This is a genomic window from Enterobacter sp. Cy-643 (assembly GCF_011752815.1).
Lineage (GTDB): Bacteria > Pseudomonadota > Gammaproteobacteria > Enterobacterales > Enterobacteriaceae > Cedecea.
This window is the reverse complement of sequence record NZ_VWWV01000002.1, coordinates 632,627-649,464: the sequence shown is the minus strand read 5'-3', so window position 1 is coordinate 649,464 and position 16,838 is coordinate 632,627. Positions and strand designations below refer to the sequence as shown.

The following is a 16,838-nucleotide window of genomic DNA, read 5'->3' as shown; positions in this document are numbered from 1 at the left end:
CAACGCGTTAGCGACTTCTGCTGCCCGGTCGGTCTGTTTTTAATCAGTTTTTCGACTCAGCGTCGATAAATCGATGAATCGCTCGCAAAACGGCATCCGGTTTTTCAGCATGAACCCAATGACCCGCTCCAGCGATGACGTGAGCGCGGGCCTGCGGGAACTGACTTAACAGCGCCTCGCGGTGGCTTTCATCAACATACGGAGAATTCCCGCCGCGAATAAACAACGCCGGATGTGGCCAGGCGGGGACAGGCTGCCAGCCGACGATACTTTCATATTGCTGCCAAAGCACGGGCACGTTGAACTTCCACTCACCCTCAGCGAAGGATTTCAGCAAAAACTGGATGACGCCTTCCTCTGCCACATGGTCGCGCATGATTTGCGCTGCCTGCTGGCGAGTTTTTACGCCTGCTTCAGTCACCGCGCGAATAGCCGCGAAAATTTCATCGTGACGGCGAACCTGATAGTTAACTGGCGCAATATCTATCATCACAAGCTTATCAATACGCTGAGGCGCGATCGCGGTAAGCGCCATCACCACTTTACCGCCCATGGAATGGCCAATAAATGTGGCTTTCTCGATGCCATATTCGTCCAGCGTGTCCAGAACGTCCCCGGCCATTGCCGCATAGCTCATATCATCGCTGCGCGGTGACAGTCCGTGATTGCGTAGATCGATCTGCAGCAGCGTGTGATCTTTACCCAGACCCCGCGCCAGAACGCCGAGGTTATCCAGGCTGCCGAACAGGCCGTGGATCAGTACGATAGGGGAATTGCTATTCGATTGTTGCGCAGTTTGCAGGCGAGCATTTAATTTCATGGCAAAGTTCTTTATTTTGGTTCGTTTGGTTAGGGTATCATGTTGGCATTCCCGCGGGCGTGCGGCAAACATTCAGTTTACTCTGACTTTGAGTCGCCTCTCCTGTTCGCTGTTGGGATTTGACCCTATAATCCCAACGACTTGTATTCAGAAAAGATATCGCACTGGATTAAGATGAAAACAATCGAAGTTGATGACGAGCTTTACCGCTATATTGCCAGCCAGACTAAACACATCGGCGAGAGCGCGTCAGACATTTTACGGCGTATGCTTAAATTTACCGCCGGGCAAACACCAGCAGCCACTTCTACGCCAGCTGCGCCTGAGCGCGCGGCTGCTCCCGTTGTTGAAGAGAAACCGGCGAACACCTCTCGTAATCGCGTGCGTGCCGTTCGTGAGCTGCTGCTTTCCGACGAGTACGCTGCCCAGAACAAAGCGGTAAATCGCTTTATGATGGTGCTATCCACGCTGTATCAACTGGATGCAAAAACCTTCGGCGAAGCCACTGAATCGCTGCATGGCCGCACTCGCGTCTATTTTGCTGGCGATGAGCAAACGCTGCTGGCAAACGGCAATCAAACCAAGCCGAAGCATGTTCCGGGCACCCCATACTGGGTGATCACCAATACGAATACTGGTCGTAAATGCAGCATGATCGAACACATCATGCAGTCAATGCAGTTCCCTGCGGAGCTGATTGAAAAGGTTTGCGGCACTATTTAAAAACCTGGCGTCAGTAAGGAAGAGCCAATGGCTAACCACGATCGTGCGGGCCAACCTGCACAACAGAGCGACTTGATTAACGTAGCCCAGCTTACGGCGCAGTATTACGTGCTTAAGCCAGTGGTTGGGAATAGCGAACACGCGGTGAAATTCGGAACCTCCGGCCACCGCGGGAGTGCAGCACGGCATAGCTTTAACGAACCTCATATTCTGGCGATTGCGCAAGCTATCGCTGAAGAACGCGCGAAGAATGGGATCACCGGCCCTTGCTACGTGGGCAAAGATACCCACGCGCTGTCCGAACCTGCGTTTATCTCCGTGCTGGAAGTGCTGGCCGCCAACGGCGTGGACGTCATTGTGCAGCAGGATAACGGCTATACGCCTACGCCTGCGATTTCTAACGCCATTCTGGTGCACAACCAAAAGGGCGGCGCTCAGGCGGACGGGATTGTGATTACGCCATCCCACAACCCACCGGACGATGGCGGCATCAAGTACAACCCGCCAAACGGTGGCCCGGCTGATACCAACGTCACCAAAGTGGTTGAAGATCGCGCTAACGCGCTGCTGGCCGACGGCCTGAAAGGCGTGAAGCGTATCTCTCTGGATAAGGCCTGGGAAAGCGGCCACGTTCAGGCACAGGATCTGGTTCAGCCGTTCATCGAAGGGCTGGTGGATATTGTCGATATGGCCGCGATTCAAAAAGCGGGCCTGAAGCTGGGCGTTGACCCTCTCGGCGGTTCCGGGATCGAATACTGGCACCGTATCGCGAAGCACTACAATCTTGATCTGACTATCGTGAATGACCAGGTCGACCAGACTTTCCGCTTTATGCACCTTGATAAAGACGGCGCAATTCGCATGGACTGCTCCTCCGAATGCGCGATGGCGGGTCTGCTGGCGCTGCGCGACAAATTCGATCTGGCGTTTGCCAACGACCCGGACTACGACCGCCACGGCATCGTCACGCCGGCCGGCCTGATGAACCCGAACCATTACCTGGCCGTGGCCATCAATTACCTGTTCCAGCATCGTCCGCAGTGGGGCAAAGAGGTGGCCGTCGGTAAAACGCTGGTTTCCTCCGCGATGATTGACCGCGTGGTGGAAGACTTGGGGCGCAAGCTGGTGGAAGTCCCGGTTGGCTTTAAGTGGTTCGTTGACGGCCTGTTCGACGGCAGCTTCGGCTTCGGGGGCGAAGAGAGCGCCGGGGCATCGTTCCTGCGCTTCAACGGCACCCCATGGTCGACCGACAAAGACGGCATCATCATGTGTCTGCTGGCGGCAGAAATCACCGCCGTGACGGGCAAAAACCCGCAGCAGCATTACGATGAGTTAGCCGCGCGCTTTGGCGCCCCGAGCTACAACCGTATTCAGGCACCAGCCACTTCTGCTCAGAAAGCCGCGCTGTCTAAACTGTCGCCAGAAATGGTGAGTGCAGACACGCTGGCAGGTGACCCGATCACCGCCCGCCTGACGGCAGCCCCGGGCAACGGCGCTTCCATTGGCGGTCTGAAGGTGATGACCAAGAACGGCTGGTTTGCCGCTCGTCCGTCCGGCACCGAAGACGCCTACAAAATTTACTGTGAAAGCTTCCTGGGCGCAGAGCACCGTGAGCAGATTGAGAAAGAAGCGGTAGAGATTGTCAGCGAAGTGCTGAAAAGCGCGAAGTAATACGTAAAAAGGCTCCCCAGGGAGCCTTTCTCTTTTAACCCAAAGCCACCATCAGTGCGCCGCAGGTGATCAGCGCCACGCCTATCCCGGCAATCAGCGACACTTTCTCACCGAACAAAATCACCGCCAGAATCACCGCGAACACCACGCTCAGCTTATCGATAGGGGCGACCTTCGACACGTCACCGCTTTTGATCGCCATAAAATAGAACAGCCAGGACAGCGCTCCGGCCACGCCGCTTAATAATATAAACAGCAGCGCTTTTTTATCGGCAAACACGGTGCTAATGAGGTTCAGTTTTCCCTGAACCACAACCACCCCAACTAAAAATAACGCCATGACCACGGCGCGAACGGCCGTGGCGGTATTGGCGTCCAGATGCTGCAAACCAACCTTACCAAAAATAGCGACCAGCGCTGCCGTCGCGGCAGACAGCAGGGCGTAGACTAACCATGCGCTCATAACGGGCTCCTCTTGAACGAGCCAGAGGTTACTCCTTCAGAGCATAAAACGGTAGCCGATTCCGGTTTCGGTGAGCAGATGACGAGGGCGGGCGGGGTCGCTCTCCAGCTTCTGGCGCAGGTGGCCCATATAAATCCGTAGATAATGGCTGTGTTCCACGGCATTCGGGCCCCAGACCTGGTTAAGCAACTGGCGCTGGGTCAGGACTTTGCCGTGATTATTCAGCAGGGTTGCCAGCAGGCGGAACTCAATCGGGGTCAGGTGAATTTCCTCTTCGCCCCGGGTAATGCGGCGCGAGGCGAGGTCGACCCGAATTTCGGAAAACTGATAAACCGGATCGGGCTGAACGGTGCTGGCGTGGCGGCGCAGGGCGACGCGAAGCCTGGCCTGCAGTTCACCGATGCCAAACGGCTTGCTGAGAAAATCATCTGCACCAGCATCCAGGGCGGCAATCTTCGCCTGTTCGTCACTCCGGGCCGACAGGACGATGACCGGCGTCTGGCTCCACTGGCGGAAGTCACGAATAAAATCGATGCCGTCACCGTCCGGCAGGCCGAGATCCAGAATCACCAGATCCGGCTTGCGGGTGGCGGCTTCAATCAGGCCACGCTGTAGGGTTTCGGCATCAAACACGCGTAACGATTCATCTTCCAGCGCGGTGCGCAGAAAGCGGCGGATCTCTTTTTCATCCTCAATTATCAGAACCGTTGTCACAGCACCTCAATCATTTCAGGGAGTTCGGGGGGAGGCGATAAAGGTAGCACAACGTGGAAGCTGGCACCGCCTTCCGGGCGGTTAAGCGCATAAATTGTGCCGCCGTGAACTTCAACAATCGCCCGGCAGATAGCGAGCCCCAGCCCAACGCCAGGAATAGCTGACTCTTTGTTACCACGGGCAAATTTATCAAAAATCAGCAGCTCTTTACCAGCGGGAACGCCAGGACCGCTGTCCCAAACTTCCAGGTCAAGCTTGTCTGCCGTCGATGTCGCTTTTATGCCGATGTTGGCTTTATAACCGGCATATTTCACCGCATTTTCCAGCAGGTTGATCAGCACGCGCTCGAACAGCGGGCCGTCGACTTCAATCAGCATCAGCGGGTCGGGCAAGTTAAGGGCAATGTGGCGGCCACCGAGGCCTGGCTCAAGCATCTTCAGCGCGCTGCCGACGACTTCTTCCAGCGTCAGCCACTCTTTGCGAAGGTTAAAACCACCGGACTGAATGCGGGCCATATCCAGAAGATTATTCACCAGCCGGGTGGTGTTCAGCACGTGCTGGCGGATTTCGTTGGCCTGCGGGGCATGTTTTGATCCTTCACTGGCGAGATCCAGCGTGAGGATTTCAGCCTGGCCAAACAGCACGGTCAGCGGCGTGCGCAGGTCGTGCGAAAGCGCGGCCAGCAGCGAGTTTCGGATTTGCTCCCGTTCGCTGGAAAGCCGGGCCTGTTCTTCGCTGGCGGTGAGCAGCAGCCTGTCGAGCGCGGTGGCCACCAGCAGGGTAAAGGTTTCCAGCAGGCGCTGCTGTTCGGGGATCATCAACTGGCGCAGATTCTCTGGCTCAACGACCAGCAGACCCAGGGTCCTTTCCGTGGTGCTAAGCGGCAGGATGCGGTAGGGCACGCCCGGCAGCGTATCCGTTCCGGCACCGGCGGGCTGGCCTTTATCAAAGCTCCAGCGGGCAATCGCTTCATCCCACTGAGCGGGTTCCCCTTCGGCTGCGATACGGCTGAGTTTCCCGTGATCGTCCGGCAGCAGCAGCAGGCTGCGGGCCTGGAAGGTGTTATTAATAAACTGCACGCTGGTGGCAGCGACGTCCTGCGGCGTACGGTCGTCGGCCAGCGCTTTGGACATCTCGTAAAGATGACGAGTGCGCTGTTCCCGGTAGCGGGCGATGCGCGCCTGGTAACGCACTCCGGCGGTCAGATTACCGATCACCAGCCCGACGGTGAGCATCACGCCGAAGGTCAGCAGGTACTGAACATCCGATACGGCAAGCGTGCCTCGTGGCGCAATAAAGAACAGGTCGAAGCTAATTACGTTGATGACCGTCGCGAGGACGGACGGCCAGCGGCCATAAAACAGCGCAACCATCACCACGCCAAGCAGGTAGATCATGACCAGGTTGGCGGCATCAAAGGCCACCAGCCATTGATTGGCAATAAAGGTAATAAACGCACACAGCACAACCGCCACGGCACAGCCGCGCAGCTGAATACGCCATTTCTCGCTTAGCGTTCTGGTGTCCGGTGCCCTGGTCGGAGAGGGGAGCGGTTTTTCATCCAGCGCCACAATCACCAGGTCGAGGTCCGGGGCGCGTTTGGCTAACCTATCGGCAAAAGAAGTGCGGTGCCACCAGCGGCGTGTGGTATGGCGGCCAATAATGATTTTGCCGAGATTGTGTTCTCGGGCGTAGCGCAACACCGCTTTCTCTTCATTAGGATCGGAAAGCGTGGCGGTTTCGGCTCCCAGCTCCTGGGCGAGCCGCAGCGCGCTTAAAATGGTCCGGCGCTGATGTTCCGGCAGGCGGTGAAGCTGCGGCGTTTCGACATAGACGGCGTGCCACACGCTGCCGAGCTTGGCGGCAAGGCGAGCGGCGGTGCGAACCAGTTTTTCATTGCCGCTGCTATGGCCGATGCACAGCAGAATGGCGTCACGTGTGTGCCAGACTTTCTCCTGGCCCTGGTTGTCCCGCCAGGCGCGCATCTGATCGTCAACGCGGTCGGCTGTACGTCGCAATGCCAGTTCACGCAGGGCGATGAGGTTACCTTTGCGGAAGAAATGTTCGATGGCGCGTTCGGCCTGACCGGAGATATACACTTTGCCTTCGTGCAGGCGCTGACGGAGGTCGTCCGGCGGCAGGTCAACCAGCACGACTTCATCGGCGGCGTCGAAAATAGGGTCGGGGACGGTTTCGCGTACCTGAATCCCGGTTACCCCGCCCACCACGTCATTCAGGCTTTCCAGGTGCTGAACGTTAACGGAGGTCAGGACGTCGATCCCGGCTTCAAGCAGCTCTTCCACGTCCTGCCAGCGTTTGGGGTGACGTGAGCCTGGTGCGTTACTGTGCGCCAGTTCGTCCATCAAAATCAGGGCAGGGTTGCGGGCGAGGGCGGCGTCCAGGTCAAACTCCTGAACCAGACGCCCCCGGTGATGAATACGACGAGGGGGCTGAATCGTCAGCCCCTTCAAAAGTTCGGCAGTTTCCTGGCGGCCGTGGGTTTCCACCACGCCCACCAGCACATCGAGGCCCTGCGCCCGCAGGCGCTGCGCCTCCTGAAGCATCGCGTAGGTTTTCCCGACGCCTGCACAGGCGCCGAAGAAGATTTTCAGTTTCCCACGCGGCTGGCGGTTGACTTTCTCCAGCAGCTTATCGGGGTTGGGGCGCAGCGGCTCCTCGGTCATAACGCGTCCTTTTTACTTCGCCTGGAGATGGTCCAGCGCCAGGTTCAGCTTAACGATATTCACTACCGGCATGCCGATAAAATTCACCAGCGGCGTAGTGGTGTTCTCAGCCACCAGGCGAGTGATTTGCTCCACCGGCAGGTTTCTGGCTTTCGCTACTCGTGGGATTTGCCACGCGGTCGCTTCAGGAGAAAGCTGCCCGTCAAGGCCACTGGCGGAGGTGGTGACTAAGTCAACGGGTACCGCTGGATTAGCCTCCGGGTTAGCCGCACGCAGCGCGCTAACGCGAGCCTTAACCTCTTTGTCCAGCTCCGGGTTGCTGGCCGCAAGGTTGCTGCCGCCGGATGCCATTGGATTATAGGGGCTATCCGAGGTGGCAGAAGGGCGGCCCTGGAAATATTTTGCGTTAGTAAAATCCTGACCAATAAGCTCTGAACCGCGTACCTTACCGTCTTCAACGATCAACGAACCGTTGGCCTGGGCCGGGAACCACCATTGCCCCAGCAGCGTGGCGAGAAGGGGATAAACCCCTCCGGTAATCAGCGTCAGAATAATCAGCAGTAATAAAGCGGGGCGTAACGTAGCCATGTTCTTTTCCTCTTAGACCAGACCGAGCACGGTCAGGATCACGTCAATCACTTTGATACCAATAAACGGCACGACGATACCGCCCAGGCCATAGATCCACAGGTTGCGGCGCAGCATCGCGGCAGCGCTCAGCGGCTTGTAGCTAATGCCTTTTAGCGCCAGCGGGATGAGGCAGATGATGATCAGCGCATTGAAGATCACCGCGCTCAAAATGGCCGAGGCCGGGGAGTGCAGGTGCATCACGTTCAGCGCGTTCAGCTGCGGGTAAGTCACCGCAAACGCCGCCGGAATAATGGCGAAGTATTTCGCCACGTCGTTGGCGATACTGAAGGTGGTCAGCGACCCGCGCGTCATCAGCATTTGCTTCCCGATGTGCACCACTTCAATCAGCTTGGTCGGGTTAGAGTCCAGGTCAACCATGTTCCCGGCTTCTTTCGCTGCCTGAGTCCCGGAGTTCATGGCTACCGCTACGTCGGCCTGCGCCAGGGCAGGGGCGTCGTTGGTGCCGTCGCCGGTCATCGCCACCAGACGGCCTTCGGCCTGATACTGGCGAATCAGCGCCAGCTTGGCTTCAGGCGTGGCTTCGGACAGGAAGTCATCTACCCCGGCTTCGGCGGCAATCGCCGCGGCGGTCAGGCGGTTATCCCCGGTAATCATCACCGTTTTGATGCCCATCTGGCGCAGCTGCGCAAAGCGCTCTTTAATCCCGCCTTTCACGATGTCTTTCAGCGCAATCACGCCCAGAACATTAGCGCCTTCGGCAACCACGAGCGGCGTACCGCCCTGGCGAGCCACGCCTTCAACCAGCGTGTCGACCTGGGCCGGGAAGTGGCCGTTGTTCACTTCTACGTGGCGGCGGATAGCATCTACGGAGCCTTTGCGGATCATGCGATCCTGAATGTTGATGCCGCTCATACGGGTTTGCGCGGTAAAGGGCACAAACGTCGCCTGCAGGTTCTGCACGTCGCGTTCGCGTAGGTTAAAGCGCTGTTTTGCCAGCACCACGATACTGCGGCCTTCTGGCGTTTCATCCGCCAGTGAGGCCAGCTGTGCAGCATCAGCCAGCTCTTTTTCATCCACGCCAGGGGCAGGGAGGAAGGCAGAAGCCTGGCGGTTACCGAGCGTGATGGTACCGGTTTTATCCAGCAGCAGAACGTCGATATCTCCGGCAGCTTCAACCGCACGGCCGCTGGTGGCGATCACGTTCGCACCCAGCATGCGGCTCATCCCGGCCACGCCGATGGCGGAAAGCAGACCGCCGATGGTGGTGGGAATCAGGCAGACCAGCAGGGCCACCAGCACGGTTACGCTAGCCGCCTGGCCGCCGTAGGCAGAGAACGGCCACAGGGTTGCGGTCGCCAGCAGCAGGACGATCGTCAGCGCCACCAGCAGGATAGTCAGGGCGATTTCGTTCGGCGTTTTACGACGCTGGGCGCTTTCTACCATGGCAATCATGCGGTCGAGGAAGGTTTCCCCCGGGTTTACGCTGCACTGAATAACCAGCCAGTCGGACAGAATGCGCGTCCCGCCGGTCACCGAGGCAAAGTCGCCGCCGGATTCACGGATAACCGGGGCGGATTCCCCGGTGATGGCGCTTTCATCCACCGATGCGCCGCCTTCAAGGACTTCGCCATCGCAAGGAATGATGTCCCCGGCTTCCACCAGCACGACGTCGCCTTTACGCAGATCGGCCGCCGGAATATGGTCCACCTGAGCATCATGCTGCGGGCTGCGCAGTTTGCGCGCCCAGCTGGTTTTTTTCACCCCTTTCAGACTGTTCGCCTGGGCTTTGCTGCGGCCTTCTGCCAGCGCTTCAGCAAAGTTGGCGAACAGCACGGTAAACCACAGCCACAGGCTGATGGCGAGGGTGAAGAGGGCATCCCCCTGCTGCAGGCCGGTGAACATCGCTATCCCGAGCAGGGTAGTGATGATGCTCCCCACCCAGACGATAAACATCACCGGGTTGCGCCACTGCACCTGCGGGGCGAGCTTTTTAAAAGAATCAATTAGCGCCTGACGGATCAGACCAGGTTCAAACAGCGCCTGTTGCTTGCGACTCATGGAAGCCTCGTAATCAGAAATTAACCAGAGAAAGGTGTTCCGCAACCGGGCCTAAAGCGAGGGCGGGGATAAAGGTCAGGGCGCCAACCAGCAGCACTGTCCCAATCAGTAAACCGATAAACAGCGGGCCATGCGTTGGCAGCGTACCGATACTGACGGCCTGGGATTTTTTCGCGGCCAGGGAGCCGGCAATTGCCATCACCGGGATAATCACCCCGAAGCGCCCAATCCACATGCACACCGCCAGCAGCATGTTCCAGAACGGCGTGTTGGTGCTCAGGCCGGCGAAGGCGCTGCCGTTATTGTTTGCGGCGGAAGAAACCGCATACAGCACCTCGCTGAAGCCGTGGATCCCAGGGTTTGCCATGCCGCTGCGGCCGGCTTCCGTCATCATCGCCAGCGCGGTGCCAAGCAGCACCAGGGCAGGGGTGATAAGAATGGCCAGCGAAGTCATCTTCATTTCCGGCACGTCAATTTTCTTACCCAGGTATTCCGGGGTACGCCCGATCATCAGCCCGGCGATAAACACGGCCAGCAGGACGAACAGCAGCATGCCGTACAGGCCCGCGCCGACGCCGCCGAAGACCACTTCACCAATCTGCATCAGCCACATTGGCACCATGCCGCCCAGCGCCGTAAAGGAGTCATGCATGGCGTTGACCGCCCCGCAGGATGCAGCGGTAGTAATGACCGCGAACAGGCTGCTGTTCAGAATGCCGAAGCGGCTCTCTTTGCCTTCCATGTTGATACTGCTGTTGGCGCCCAGCTGGATAAAGTGCGGGTTGCCCTGCAGCTCGGCCCACATCACTACCACCACGCAGACCACGAAGATAATGGTCATTGCCCAAAGCAGCGCGCGCCCCTGACGACGGTCACCCACGGCTTCACCAAAGGCGAAGCAGAGCGCGGCCGGGATCAGGAAGATGGAAACCATCTGCACGAAGTTGGTCAGCGCCGTAGGGTTCTCAAACGGGTGAGAAGAGTTGGCGTTGAAAAAGCCCCCGCCGTTGGTCCCCAGCATTTTAATCGCTTCCTGAGAAGCAACCGGCCCCATCGGCAGCAGGTGCTGAACGCCTTCAATGGTGGTGTAAGGCTGGTAAGCAGAGAAGTTCTGCAGCGAACCCTGGCTGATAAAGAACAGCGCCATCACCAGCGAGATTGGCAGCAGGATGTACAGCGTAACGCGGGTTAAATCGACCCATGCGTTGCCCAGCGTGCTGGTGGAATGGCGAGAGAAACCACGGATCAGCGCAAACACCACGGCAATGCCGGTAGCGGCAGAAACGAAGTTTTGTACCGTCAGGCCCACCATCTGGCTGAAGTAGCTCAGCGTGGTTTCGCCGCCGTAAGACTGCCAGTTAGTGTTGGAGACAAAACTGACGGCAGTGTTCAGCGCCAGATGCCAGGAGAGGCCCGGCAGATGCTGCGGGTTAAGCGGCAGGCTGTCCTGGAATAACAGCATCGCAAACAGCAGGATCAGCCCGAAAACGTTAAATGCCAGAATCGCCATCAGATAGCGTTTCCAGCCCATTTCTTCACCCTTGCTGCCCATCAGGGACCACAAAAGAGGCTCAATGCGGCCCACGACCGGCAGCGGTTCGCCATCGATCAAACGTGCCAGCACGGCACCGAGCGGTTTCGCAAGGGCAAAGAGCACCAGCAGGAAGCTGGCGATCAGTAAAAATCCGGACGCAGCCATTAAAACGCCTCCGCTTTAATCAGGGCATAAACCAGGTAACCCAACAGCAAGAAGACCAGCACAATGCCGGTTATGACGCCTGCACTCACAATCCACCTCCAACGGTGCGTTAAGCATTTCGCGGCAGAATAGGATTTCGGGTGAAAAGATGTCGTAAAAGTCCGGGGGTGGGGTGTAAAAAAAGTATAAAAATGGCAAAAGCCATTAGTTAACTAATGGTTAGTATTTATTTAACCATTTTGTAACTTAATTACAGATGGAAAGATAAATAGCGCACAAAAAATCGCAATTATCTGGTCGGAGGAGTAGTAAGCTTTCAAACAATGAGATAGTATTTTGACCAGATAACAAGTTTCTATTTTCCGACATGCGGTGTCGGTCACACATTATGAGGAGAAGCCTATGTCTTTATACAAAGAATACCCTGCGCATCAGGTCATCCTGCGTCGCATCTTCGCAGTCGCTGCCGGCGTGCTGGCGCTGCCTGTGATGCTGTTCTGGAAAGATCGCGCGCGTTTTTACAGCTACCTGCACCGCGTGTGGTCCAAAACCAGCGATAAGCCTGTCTGGATGGCGCAATCCGAAGCCGGCGCCTTCGACTTTTACTAAAAGCTGAATCGATTTGACGAAAGCTACCTCCGGGTAGCTTTTTTGTTGCCTGCGTCTTGCTACACTTAGTTAACAACTGAGACGCGGGCAGTCAGCGATGTCACTTAGTCTGGCATTGGCTTCTTCTGCCCGGAATAATTTTGCAATGTTGAACCGCCGCTGAAGCGCGATGGCGACGGTCAGGTCATTAATCCAGGGAGAGTTATGCCCACCCATCTGGTCTGGTTCCGCAACGATCTACGTATTCACGATAACTACGCCTTACACGCAGCCTGCCGTCATCCCGATGCAAAAGTCATCGGATTTTTTGTTGTAACGCCTGAACAGTGGCGGCAGCACGTCATGGCGCCCAAACAGGCCGAATTCATCTTTGAACATTTACGGGCATTGGGTCATGCCCTGGCCGGACGTGGAATTGAGCTTCATATCCAACAGGCTGAGGATTTCGCCGCGTCGGTGGACTGTATAAAAGCGTTTTGCGCCGAACAAAAAGTCGATGCGCTTTTTTACAACTACCAGTATGAAGTTAACGAGCGTGCCCGTGACGCCGCGCTGGAAAAAGCCCTAGACGTGGACGTTACCGTGCAGGGATTTGATGACAGCCTGCTGCTTGCGCCGGGCAGCGTCACGACCGGCAACCACGAAATGTATAAAGTCTTTACTCCGTTCAGCAAGGCGTTTATTCGGCGCCTGCAGGAAGGTCTGCCGGAATGTGTGCCCGCGCCTAAAGTTCGGGGAGAATCCCACTTCAATGATCGCTTTGCATTTGATGTTCCCCATGAGACGTTCGACCGTGAGCTTTTCCCGGTGGGTGAGCAAGAGGCTATCGGCATGCTGCGTAAGTTTTGCCTGCAGCCAGCTTCTGACTACCCGGAACAGCGTGATTTTCCGGCGATAGAAGGCACCAGCCGGCTGTCGCCTTACCTGGCCACCGGCGTTTTATCTCCGCGTCAGTGCCTGCATCGTCTGCTAAAAGAACATCCTAAAGCGCTGGAGGGCGAGGCCGGAGCAACCTGGCTCAACGAACTCATCTGGCGTGAGTTTTACCGCCATCTGATGGTCGCGTACCCAAAACTTTGCCGTCACCAGCCGTTTATTGCCTGGACGGATAACGTTCGCTGGAGCGGGAATAATGCATGGCTTGAAGCCTGGCAGCAGGGTAAAACGGGTTACCCCATTGTCGATGCGGCGATGCGGCAGTTAAACAAAACGGGCTGGATGCATAACCGTTTACGCATGGTCGTAGCGAGCTTCCTGGTGAAGGATTTGCTGATCGACTGGCGGCAGGGCGAGCGCTATTTTATGTCTCAGCTGATTGACGGCGATCTGGCGGCGAACAACGGCGGCTGGCAGTGGGCGGCTTCTACGGGCACCGACGCCGCGCCTTATTTTCGCATTTTTAACCCGACAACCCAGGGAGAACGGTTCGACGCAGAAGGGGATTTTATTCGCCACTGGCTACCTGAACTGAAAACTGTGCCAGGGAAACAGATTCATTCGCCGTGGGCCTGGGCTGATAAACAAAAGCAAACGCTGGACTACCCGCGCCCGATTGTTGACCATAAGCAGGCTCGACTGAATACGCTTGCGGCTTATGAAGCGGCAAGAAAATAACCGAAGAGAATAATGATGAAAAACAGTGAACTGGAACGCCTGATTAATGACAAGCTGAACAGCGCGGCAATCAGTGATTACGCTCCGAATGGCCTGCAGGTTGAAGGGCGGGAAGAGATCCGCAAGATAGTCACCGGCGTAACCGCCAGCCAGGCGCTGCTGGATGAGGCCGTGCGTCAGCAGGCCGACGCGGTGATCGTCCACCACGGTTATTTCTGGAAAAACGAATCGCCGGTGATTCGCGGGATGAAGCGCAACCGCCTGAAAACGCTGCTGGCTAACGACATCAACCTTTACGGCTGGCATTTACCGCTTGATGCCCATCCACAGTTAGGAAATAACGCCCAACTTGGCGCGCTGCTGGGGATTGAAACGAAAGGGGAAGTTGAGCCGCTGGTCCCGTGGGGCGAGTTCCCGATGCCGCTTTCCGGCGTGGAGCTGGCCTCCTGGATTGAAATGCGCTTAGGGCGCACGCCGCTGTGGTGTGGGGATACCGGCCCGGAACTGATCCGTCGCGTGGCGTGGTGCACCGGCGGTGGACAGAGCTTTATCGATAGCGCGGCGCGCTTTGGTGTGGATGCGTTTATTACCGGCGAGGTTTCCGAGCAGACGATTCACTCCGCTCGCGAGCAGGGGCTGCATTTCTATGCCGCTGGCCACCACGCCACCGAACGAGGCGGGATCCAGGCGCTGAGCGACTGGCTAAACAGCGAAACCGATCTCGACGTTATCTTTATCGACATCCCAAATCCAGCCTGATACCGGGAGGGCCTGTGCAACGAGCTCGCTGTTATTTATTGGGTGAAAAGGCGGTGGTTCTGGAGCTGGATCCTCCCGTAAGTCTTGCCAGCCAGCAGCGCATTTGGGGGCTTCTGCAGCGCCTGAATGTCTCTGACGAGGTGAGCGAGGCCATTCCGGGGATGAATAACATTACCGTTGTGCTGAAAGATCCTCAGCGGCTGGCGCTGGACGGTATTGAGTGGCTCCAGCGCTGGTGGGAAGAAAGCGAGGTTGTGATCCCTGTGCCTCGCCAGATTGATATTCCGGTGGTGTACGGCGGTGAGGCAGGACCCGATCTTGATGTCGTGGCTCGCCACAATACCTTAACGCCGGAAAAGGTCGTTGCCCTGCATTCCGCTGCGGAATATGTCGTCTACTTCCTTGGCTTTCAGCCGGGGTTTGCTTATCTCGGAGGGCTGCCTGAAATACTCGCTACGCCCCGCCGGGCAGAGCCCCGGCTGCAGGTTGCCGTTGGCTCCGTAGGCATTGGCGGCAGCCAAACCGGTATTTATCCGCTGGTGACGCCGGGTGGCTGGCAAATTATCGGCCGAACTTCACTTAATTTGTTCAATCCCAACGGCGCATCACCCACTTTATTGTTGCCGGGTGACACCGTGCGTTTCGTCCCGCAGCAGGGGGGAATATGCTGAATATTATTCGCGCCGGGATACAAACCAGCGTGCAGGATACGGGCCGTGAAGGGCATCGCCATCTGGGCGTGAGCCGCTGCGGCGCGCTGGATACTCCCGCCATCTCCGTCGCCAATTTACTGGTCGGGAATGCGCCTGACGCTCCGGCGCTGGAAATTACCCTTGGGCAATGCGTGATTGAGTTCGGGCGTAGCGGATGGTTTGCGCTTACCGGGGCGGGCTGCCATGCGGAACTGGAGGGCAAAGCCGTATGGACGGGCTGGCGGCTGCCGGTCAAAAAAGGCCAAAGGTTGACGCTGAAAAAGCCGGTTCACGGTATGCGCAGCTACCTTGCCGTCGATGGTGGCCTGGATGTTCCGGAAATTATGGGCTCTTACAGCACCGATCTTAAAGCCGGGATCGGCGGTCACCAGGGCCGTTTGTTGCGGGATGGCGATCGTCTCCCTCTGCGTAAACCCCAGCATAAGTTTCAGCATTCGCGTGGCGTAAAACAGTTGCTATGGGGAAATCGCATTCGCGCCGTGACCGGGCCGGAATATCAGGAGTTCAGTCAGGCGTCACAGGAGAGTTTCTGGCGGCTGGCCTGGCAAATTAGCCCGCAGAGCAACCGGATGGGCTATCGGCTTCAGGGCGCGGAGCTGGCGCGGACGACCCAGCGAGAAATGCTGTCCCATGGCCTGCTGCCGGGCGTGATTCAGGTGCCGCATAACGGCCAGCCGATTGTGCTCATGAACGATGCCCAGACAACCGGGGGCTATCCTCGCATTGCCTGCGTTATTGAGGCCGATCTTTATCATCTGGCTCAGGTCAGGCTGGGGGAACCCATTCATTTTGTGCCGTGTACGCTGGCTGAAGCGCTAAAAGCGCGCCGCGAACAGGCGATTTATCTCGAGCAAATCGCCTGGCAACTGGCGCAGGAAGCATAACAATTCAGGGAGTTTAGTATGCCGGAAGGACCGGAGATTCGCCGCGCGGCGGACAAGCTGGAAGCCGCCGTGGGCGGGGAGCCGTTAACCGAAGCCTGGTTTGCTTTTGAAGAGCTTAAGCCGTTTGAAGCGATGCTGGTGGGGAAAACCATCGATCGTATCGAAACCCGGGGAAAAGCAATGCTGACGCATTTTTCCAACGGTTTAACCTTGTACAGTCATAATCAGCTTTACGGCGTATGGCGAGTGGCTGACGTAGGTAAAGTAGCAGAAACGAACCGTGTGCTGCGTGTCAGGCTGCAAACGGCTAAAAAAGCCATTCTTCTTTACAGTGCCTCGGACATCGAAATCCTCGATCAGGGGCAGCTTGAACAACAGCCTTTCTTGCAGCGCGTTGGGCCGGATGTGCTGGATGAAACACTGACGGTGGAACAGGTAAAAGCTCGCTTGCTGTCGCCGCGTTTTTGCCGTCGACAGTTCAGTGGGCTGCTGCTCGATCAGGCTTTTCTTGCCGGTCTTGGGAATTACCTGCGAGTGGAAATCCTATGGGAAGCAGAGCTTGCGCCGCAGCACCGCGCGGAGGATTTAAGCGAAGATCGGGCTGAGCGGTTAGCGTCTGCTTTGCTGGCTATTCCTCGGCTTTCTTATCAGACGCGAGGCCAGGGGGATGAGAACAAACACCACGGGGCAGTTTTCAGCTTCAGGGTGTTTCACCGGGCGGGTGAACCGTGCGAACGATGTGGAGGGATTATTGAAAGAACCAACCTCTCTTCAAGGCCATTTTACTGGTGTCCTCGCTGCCAGAAATAAAAAAACGCGCCACAGGGCGCGTTTTT

General features: G+C 57.2%; 16 protein-coding genes. 8 read left to right on the top strand and 8 right to left on the bottom strand.

Annotated elements, in window-relative coordinates:
* Positions 1-43: 43 nt before the first annotated feature.
* On the bottom strand, positions 44-820 hold the full coding sequence (ybfF, locus tag F3J29_RS11370; RefSeq protein ID WP_166866170.1) for an esterase: 777 nt from the start codon (positions 818-820) through the stop codon (positions 44-46).
* A 174-nt stretch (positions 821-994) separates the two neighbouring features.
* On the opposite strand from ybfF, the gene seqA reads away from it, so the two are divergent.
* A complete protein-coding gene (gene seqA, locus F3J29_RS11365; protein ID WP_166866168.1) occupies positions 995-1,543 on the top strand; it encodes a replication initiation negative regulator SeqA in 549 nt (182 codons plus the stop codon).
* Positions 1,544-1,570: 27 nt separating this feature from the next.
* A complete protein-coding gene (pgm, locus tag F3J29_RS11360) occupies positions 1,571-3,214 on the top strand; it encodes a phosphoglucomutase (alpha-D-glucose-1,6-bisphosphate-dependent) (protein ID WP_166866166.1) in 1,644 nt (547 codons plus the stop codon).
* 34 nt (positions 3,215-3,248) lie between these two features.
* Here pgm and F3J29_RS11355 read toward each other — a convergent pair whose 3' ends face one another.
* Genes F3J29_RS11355 through kdpF form a run of 7 tightly spaced genes read right to left on the bottom strand, consistent with a single transcriptional unit; the run spans position 3,249 to position 11,512 of the window.
* Complete coding sequence (locus F3J29_RS11355; protein WP_166866165.1) at positions 3,249-3,677, bottom strand: EamA family transporter; 429 nt, start codon at positions 3,675-3,677, stop codon at positions 3,249-3,251.
* Between the two features lie 36 nt (positions 3,678-3,713).
* Entirely contained in the window at positions 3,714-4,391 is a 678-nt protein-coding gene (gene kdpE / locus F3J29_RS11350) for a two-component system response regulator KdpE (protein ID WP_008456119.1), read from the bottom strand.
* Entirely contained in the window at positions 4,388-7,075 is a 2,688-nt protein-coding gene (kdpD, locus tag F3J29_RS11345; RefSeq protein WP_166866163.1) for a two-component system sensor histidine kinase KdpD, read from the bottom strand. Before kdpD ends, kdpE begins: the two co-directional genes overlap by 4 nt.
* 12 nt (positions 7,076-7,087) lie before the next feature.
* On the bottom strand, positions 7,088-7,663 hold the full coding sequence (kdpC, locus tag F3J29_RS11340; protein ID WP_166866161.1) for a potassium-transporting ATPase subunit KdpC: 576 nt from the start codon (positions 7,661-7,663) through the stop codon (positions 7,088-7,090).
* 12 nt (positions 7,664-7,675) lie between these two features.
* Entirely contained in the window at positions 7,676-9,724 is a 2,049-nt protein-coding gene (gene kdpB, locus F3J29_RS11335; protein ID WP_008456125.1) for a potassium-transporting ATPase subunit KdpB, read from the bottom strand.
* 13 nt (positions 9,725-9,737) lie between these two features.
* Positions 9,738-11,423, bottom strand: coding sequence for a potassium-transporting ATPase subunit KdpA (gene kdpA / locus F3J29_RS11330; RefSeq protein WP_166866159.1), 1,686 nt, complete (start codon positions 11,421-11,423; stop codon positions 9,738-9,740).
* Positions 11,423-11,512 carry a K(+)-transporting ATPase subunit F gene (kdpF, locus tag F3J29_RS11325; protein WP_008456132.1) on the bottom strand — a complete coding sequence of 30 codons (90 nt, stop codon included), beginning with the start codon at positions 11,510-11,512 and terminating at the stop codon, positions 11,423-11,425. The genes kdpA and kdpF overlap by 1 nt, the downstream gene beginning before the upstream one ends.
* A gap of 313 nt (positions 11,513-11,825) precedes the next feature.
* On the opposite strand from kdpF, the gene F3J29_RS11320 reads away from it, so the two are divergent.
* The 6 genes from F3J29_RS11320 to nei all read left to right on the top strand — a co-directional run bounded on the left by F3J29_RS11320 (position 11,826) and on the right by nei (position 16,812).
* A complete protein-coding gene (locus tag F3J29_RS11320) occupies positions 11,826-12,032 on the top strand; it encodes a YbfA family protein (protein ID WP_166866157.1) in 207 nt (68 codons plus the stop codon).
* Between the two features lie 204 nt (positions 12,033-12,236).
* Positions 12,237-13,646 carry a deoxyribodipyrimidine photo-lyase gene (gene phrB, locus F3J29_RS11315; protein ID WP_166866155.1) on the top strand — a complete coding sequence of 470 codons (1,410 nt, stop codon included), beginning with the start codon at positions 12,237-12,239 and terminating at the stop codon, positions 13,644-13,646.
* A 15-nt stretch (positions 13,647-13,661) separates the two neighbouring features.
* Entirely contained in the window at positions 13,662-14,405 is a 744-nt protein-coding gene (locus F3J29_RS11310) for a type 2 GTP cyclohydrolase I (protein WP_166866677.1), read from the top strand.
* A 14-nt stretch (positions 14,406-14,419) separates the two neighbouring features.
* Positions 14,420-15,076 (top strand): 5-oxoprolinase subunit PxpB, encoded by a 657-nt coding sequence (gene pxpB, locus F3J29_RS11305; RefSeq protein ID WP_166866153.1) that lies wholly within the window; start codon positions 14,420-14,422, stop codon positions 15,074-15,076.
* The gene (gene pxpC / locus F3J29_RS11300) at positions 15,070-16,002 is read left to right on the top strand and encodes a 5-oxoprolinase subunit PxpC (RefSeq protein ID WP_166866151.1); all 933 of its coding nucleotides are present in this window, start codon (positions 15,070-15,072) and stop codon (positions 16,000-16,002) included. Before pxpB ends, pxpC begins: the two co-directional genes overlap by 7 nt.
* Before the next feature lie 18 nt (positions 16,003-16,020).
* Positions 16,021-16,812: an endonuclease VIII gene (gene nei, locus F3J29_RS11295; protein ID WP_166866149.1), complete on the top strand. Its 792-nt coding sequence runs from the start codon at positions 16,021-16,023 to the stop codon at positions 16,810-16,812.
* Positions 16,813-16,838 lie beyond the last annotated feature (26 nt).

Coding starts and splice junctions, on each gene's coding strand:
- ybfF (WP_166866170.1), bottom strand. CDS start 820: ATGAAATTAAATGCTCGCCTGCAAACTGCGCAACAATCGAATAGCAAT.
- seqA (WP_166866168.1), top strand. CDS start 995: ATGAAAACAATCGAAGTTGATGACGAGCTTTACCGCTATATTGCCAGC.
- pgm (WP_166866166.1), top strand. CDS start 1,571: ATGGCTAACCACGATCGTGCGGGCCAACCTGCACAACAGAGCGACTTG.
- F3J29_RS11355 (WP_166866165.1), bottom strand. CDS start 3,677: ATGAGCGCATGGTTAGTCTACGCCCTGCTGTCTGCCGCGACGGCAGCG.
- kdpD (WP_166866163.1), bottom strand. CDS start 7,075: ATGACCGAGGAGCCGCTGCGCCCCAACCCCGATAAGCTGCTGGAGAAA.
- kdpC (WP_166866161.1), bottom strand. CDS start 7,663: ATGGCTACGTTACGCCCCGCTTTATTACTGCTGATTATTCTGACGCTG.
- kdpB (WP_008456125.1), bottom strand. CDS start 9,724: ATGAGTCGCAAGCAACAGGCGCTGTTTGAACCTGGTCTGATCCGTCAG.
- kdpA (WP_166866159.1), bottom strand. CDS start 11,423: ATGGCTGCGTCCGGATTTTTACTGATCGCCAGCTTCCTGCTGGTGCTC.
- F3J29_RS11320 (WP_166866157.1), top strand. CDS start 11,826: ATGTCTTTATACAAAGAATACCCTGCGCATCAGGTCATCCTGCGTCGC.
- phrB (WP_166866155.1), top strand. CDS start 12,237: ATGCCCACCCATCTGGTCTGGTTCCGCAACGATCTACGTATTCACGAT.
- F3J29_RS11310 (WP_166866677.1), top strand. CDS start 13,662: ATGAAAAACAGTGAACTGGAACGCCTGATTAATGACAAGCTGAACAGC.
- pxpC (WP_166866151.1), top strand. CDS start 15,070: ATGCTGAATATTATTCGCGCCGGGATACAAACCAGCGTGCAGGATACG.
- nei (WP_166866149.1), top strand. CDS start 16,021: ATGCCGGAAGGACCGGAGATTCGCCGCGCGGCGGACAAGCTGGAAGCC.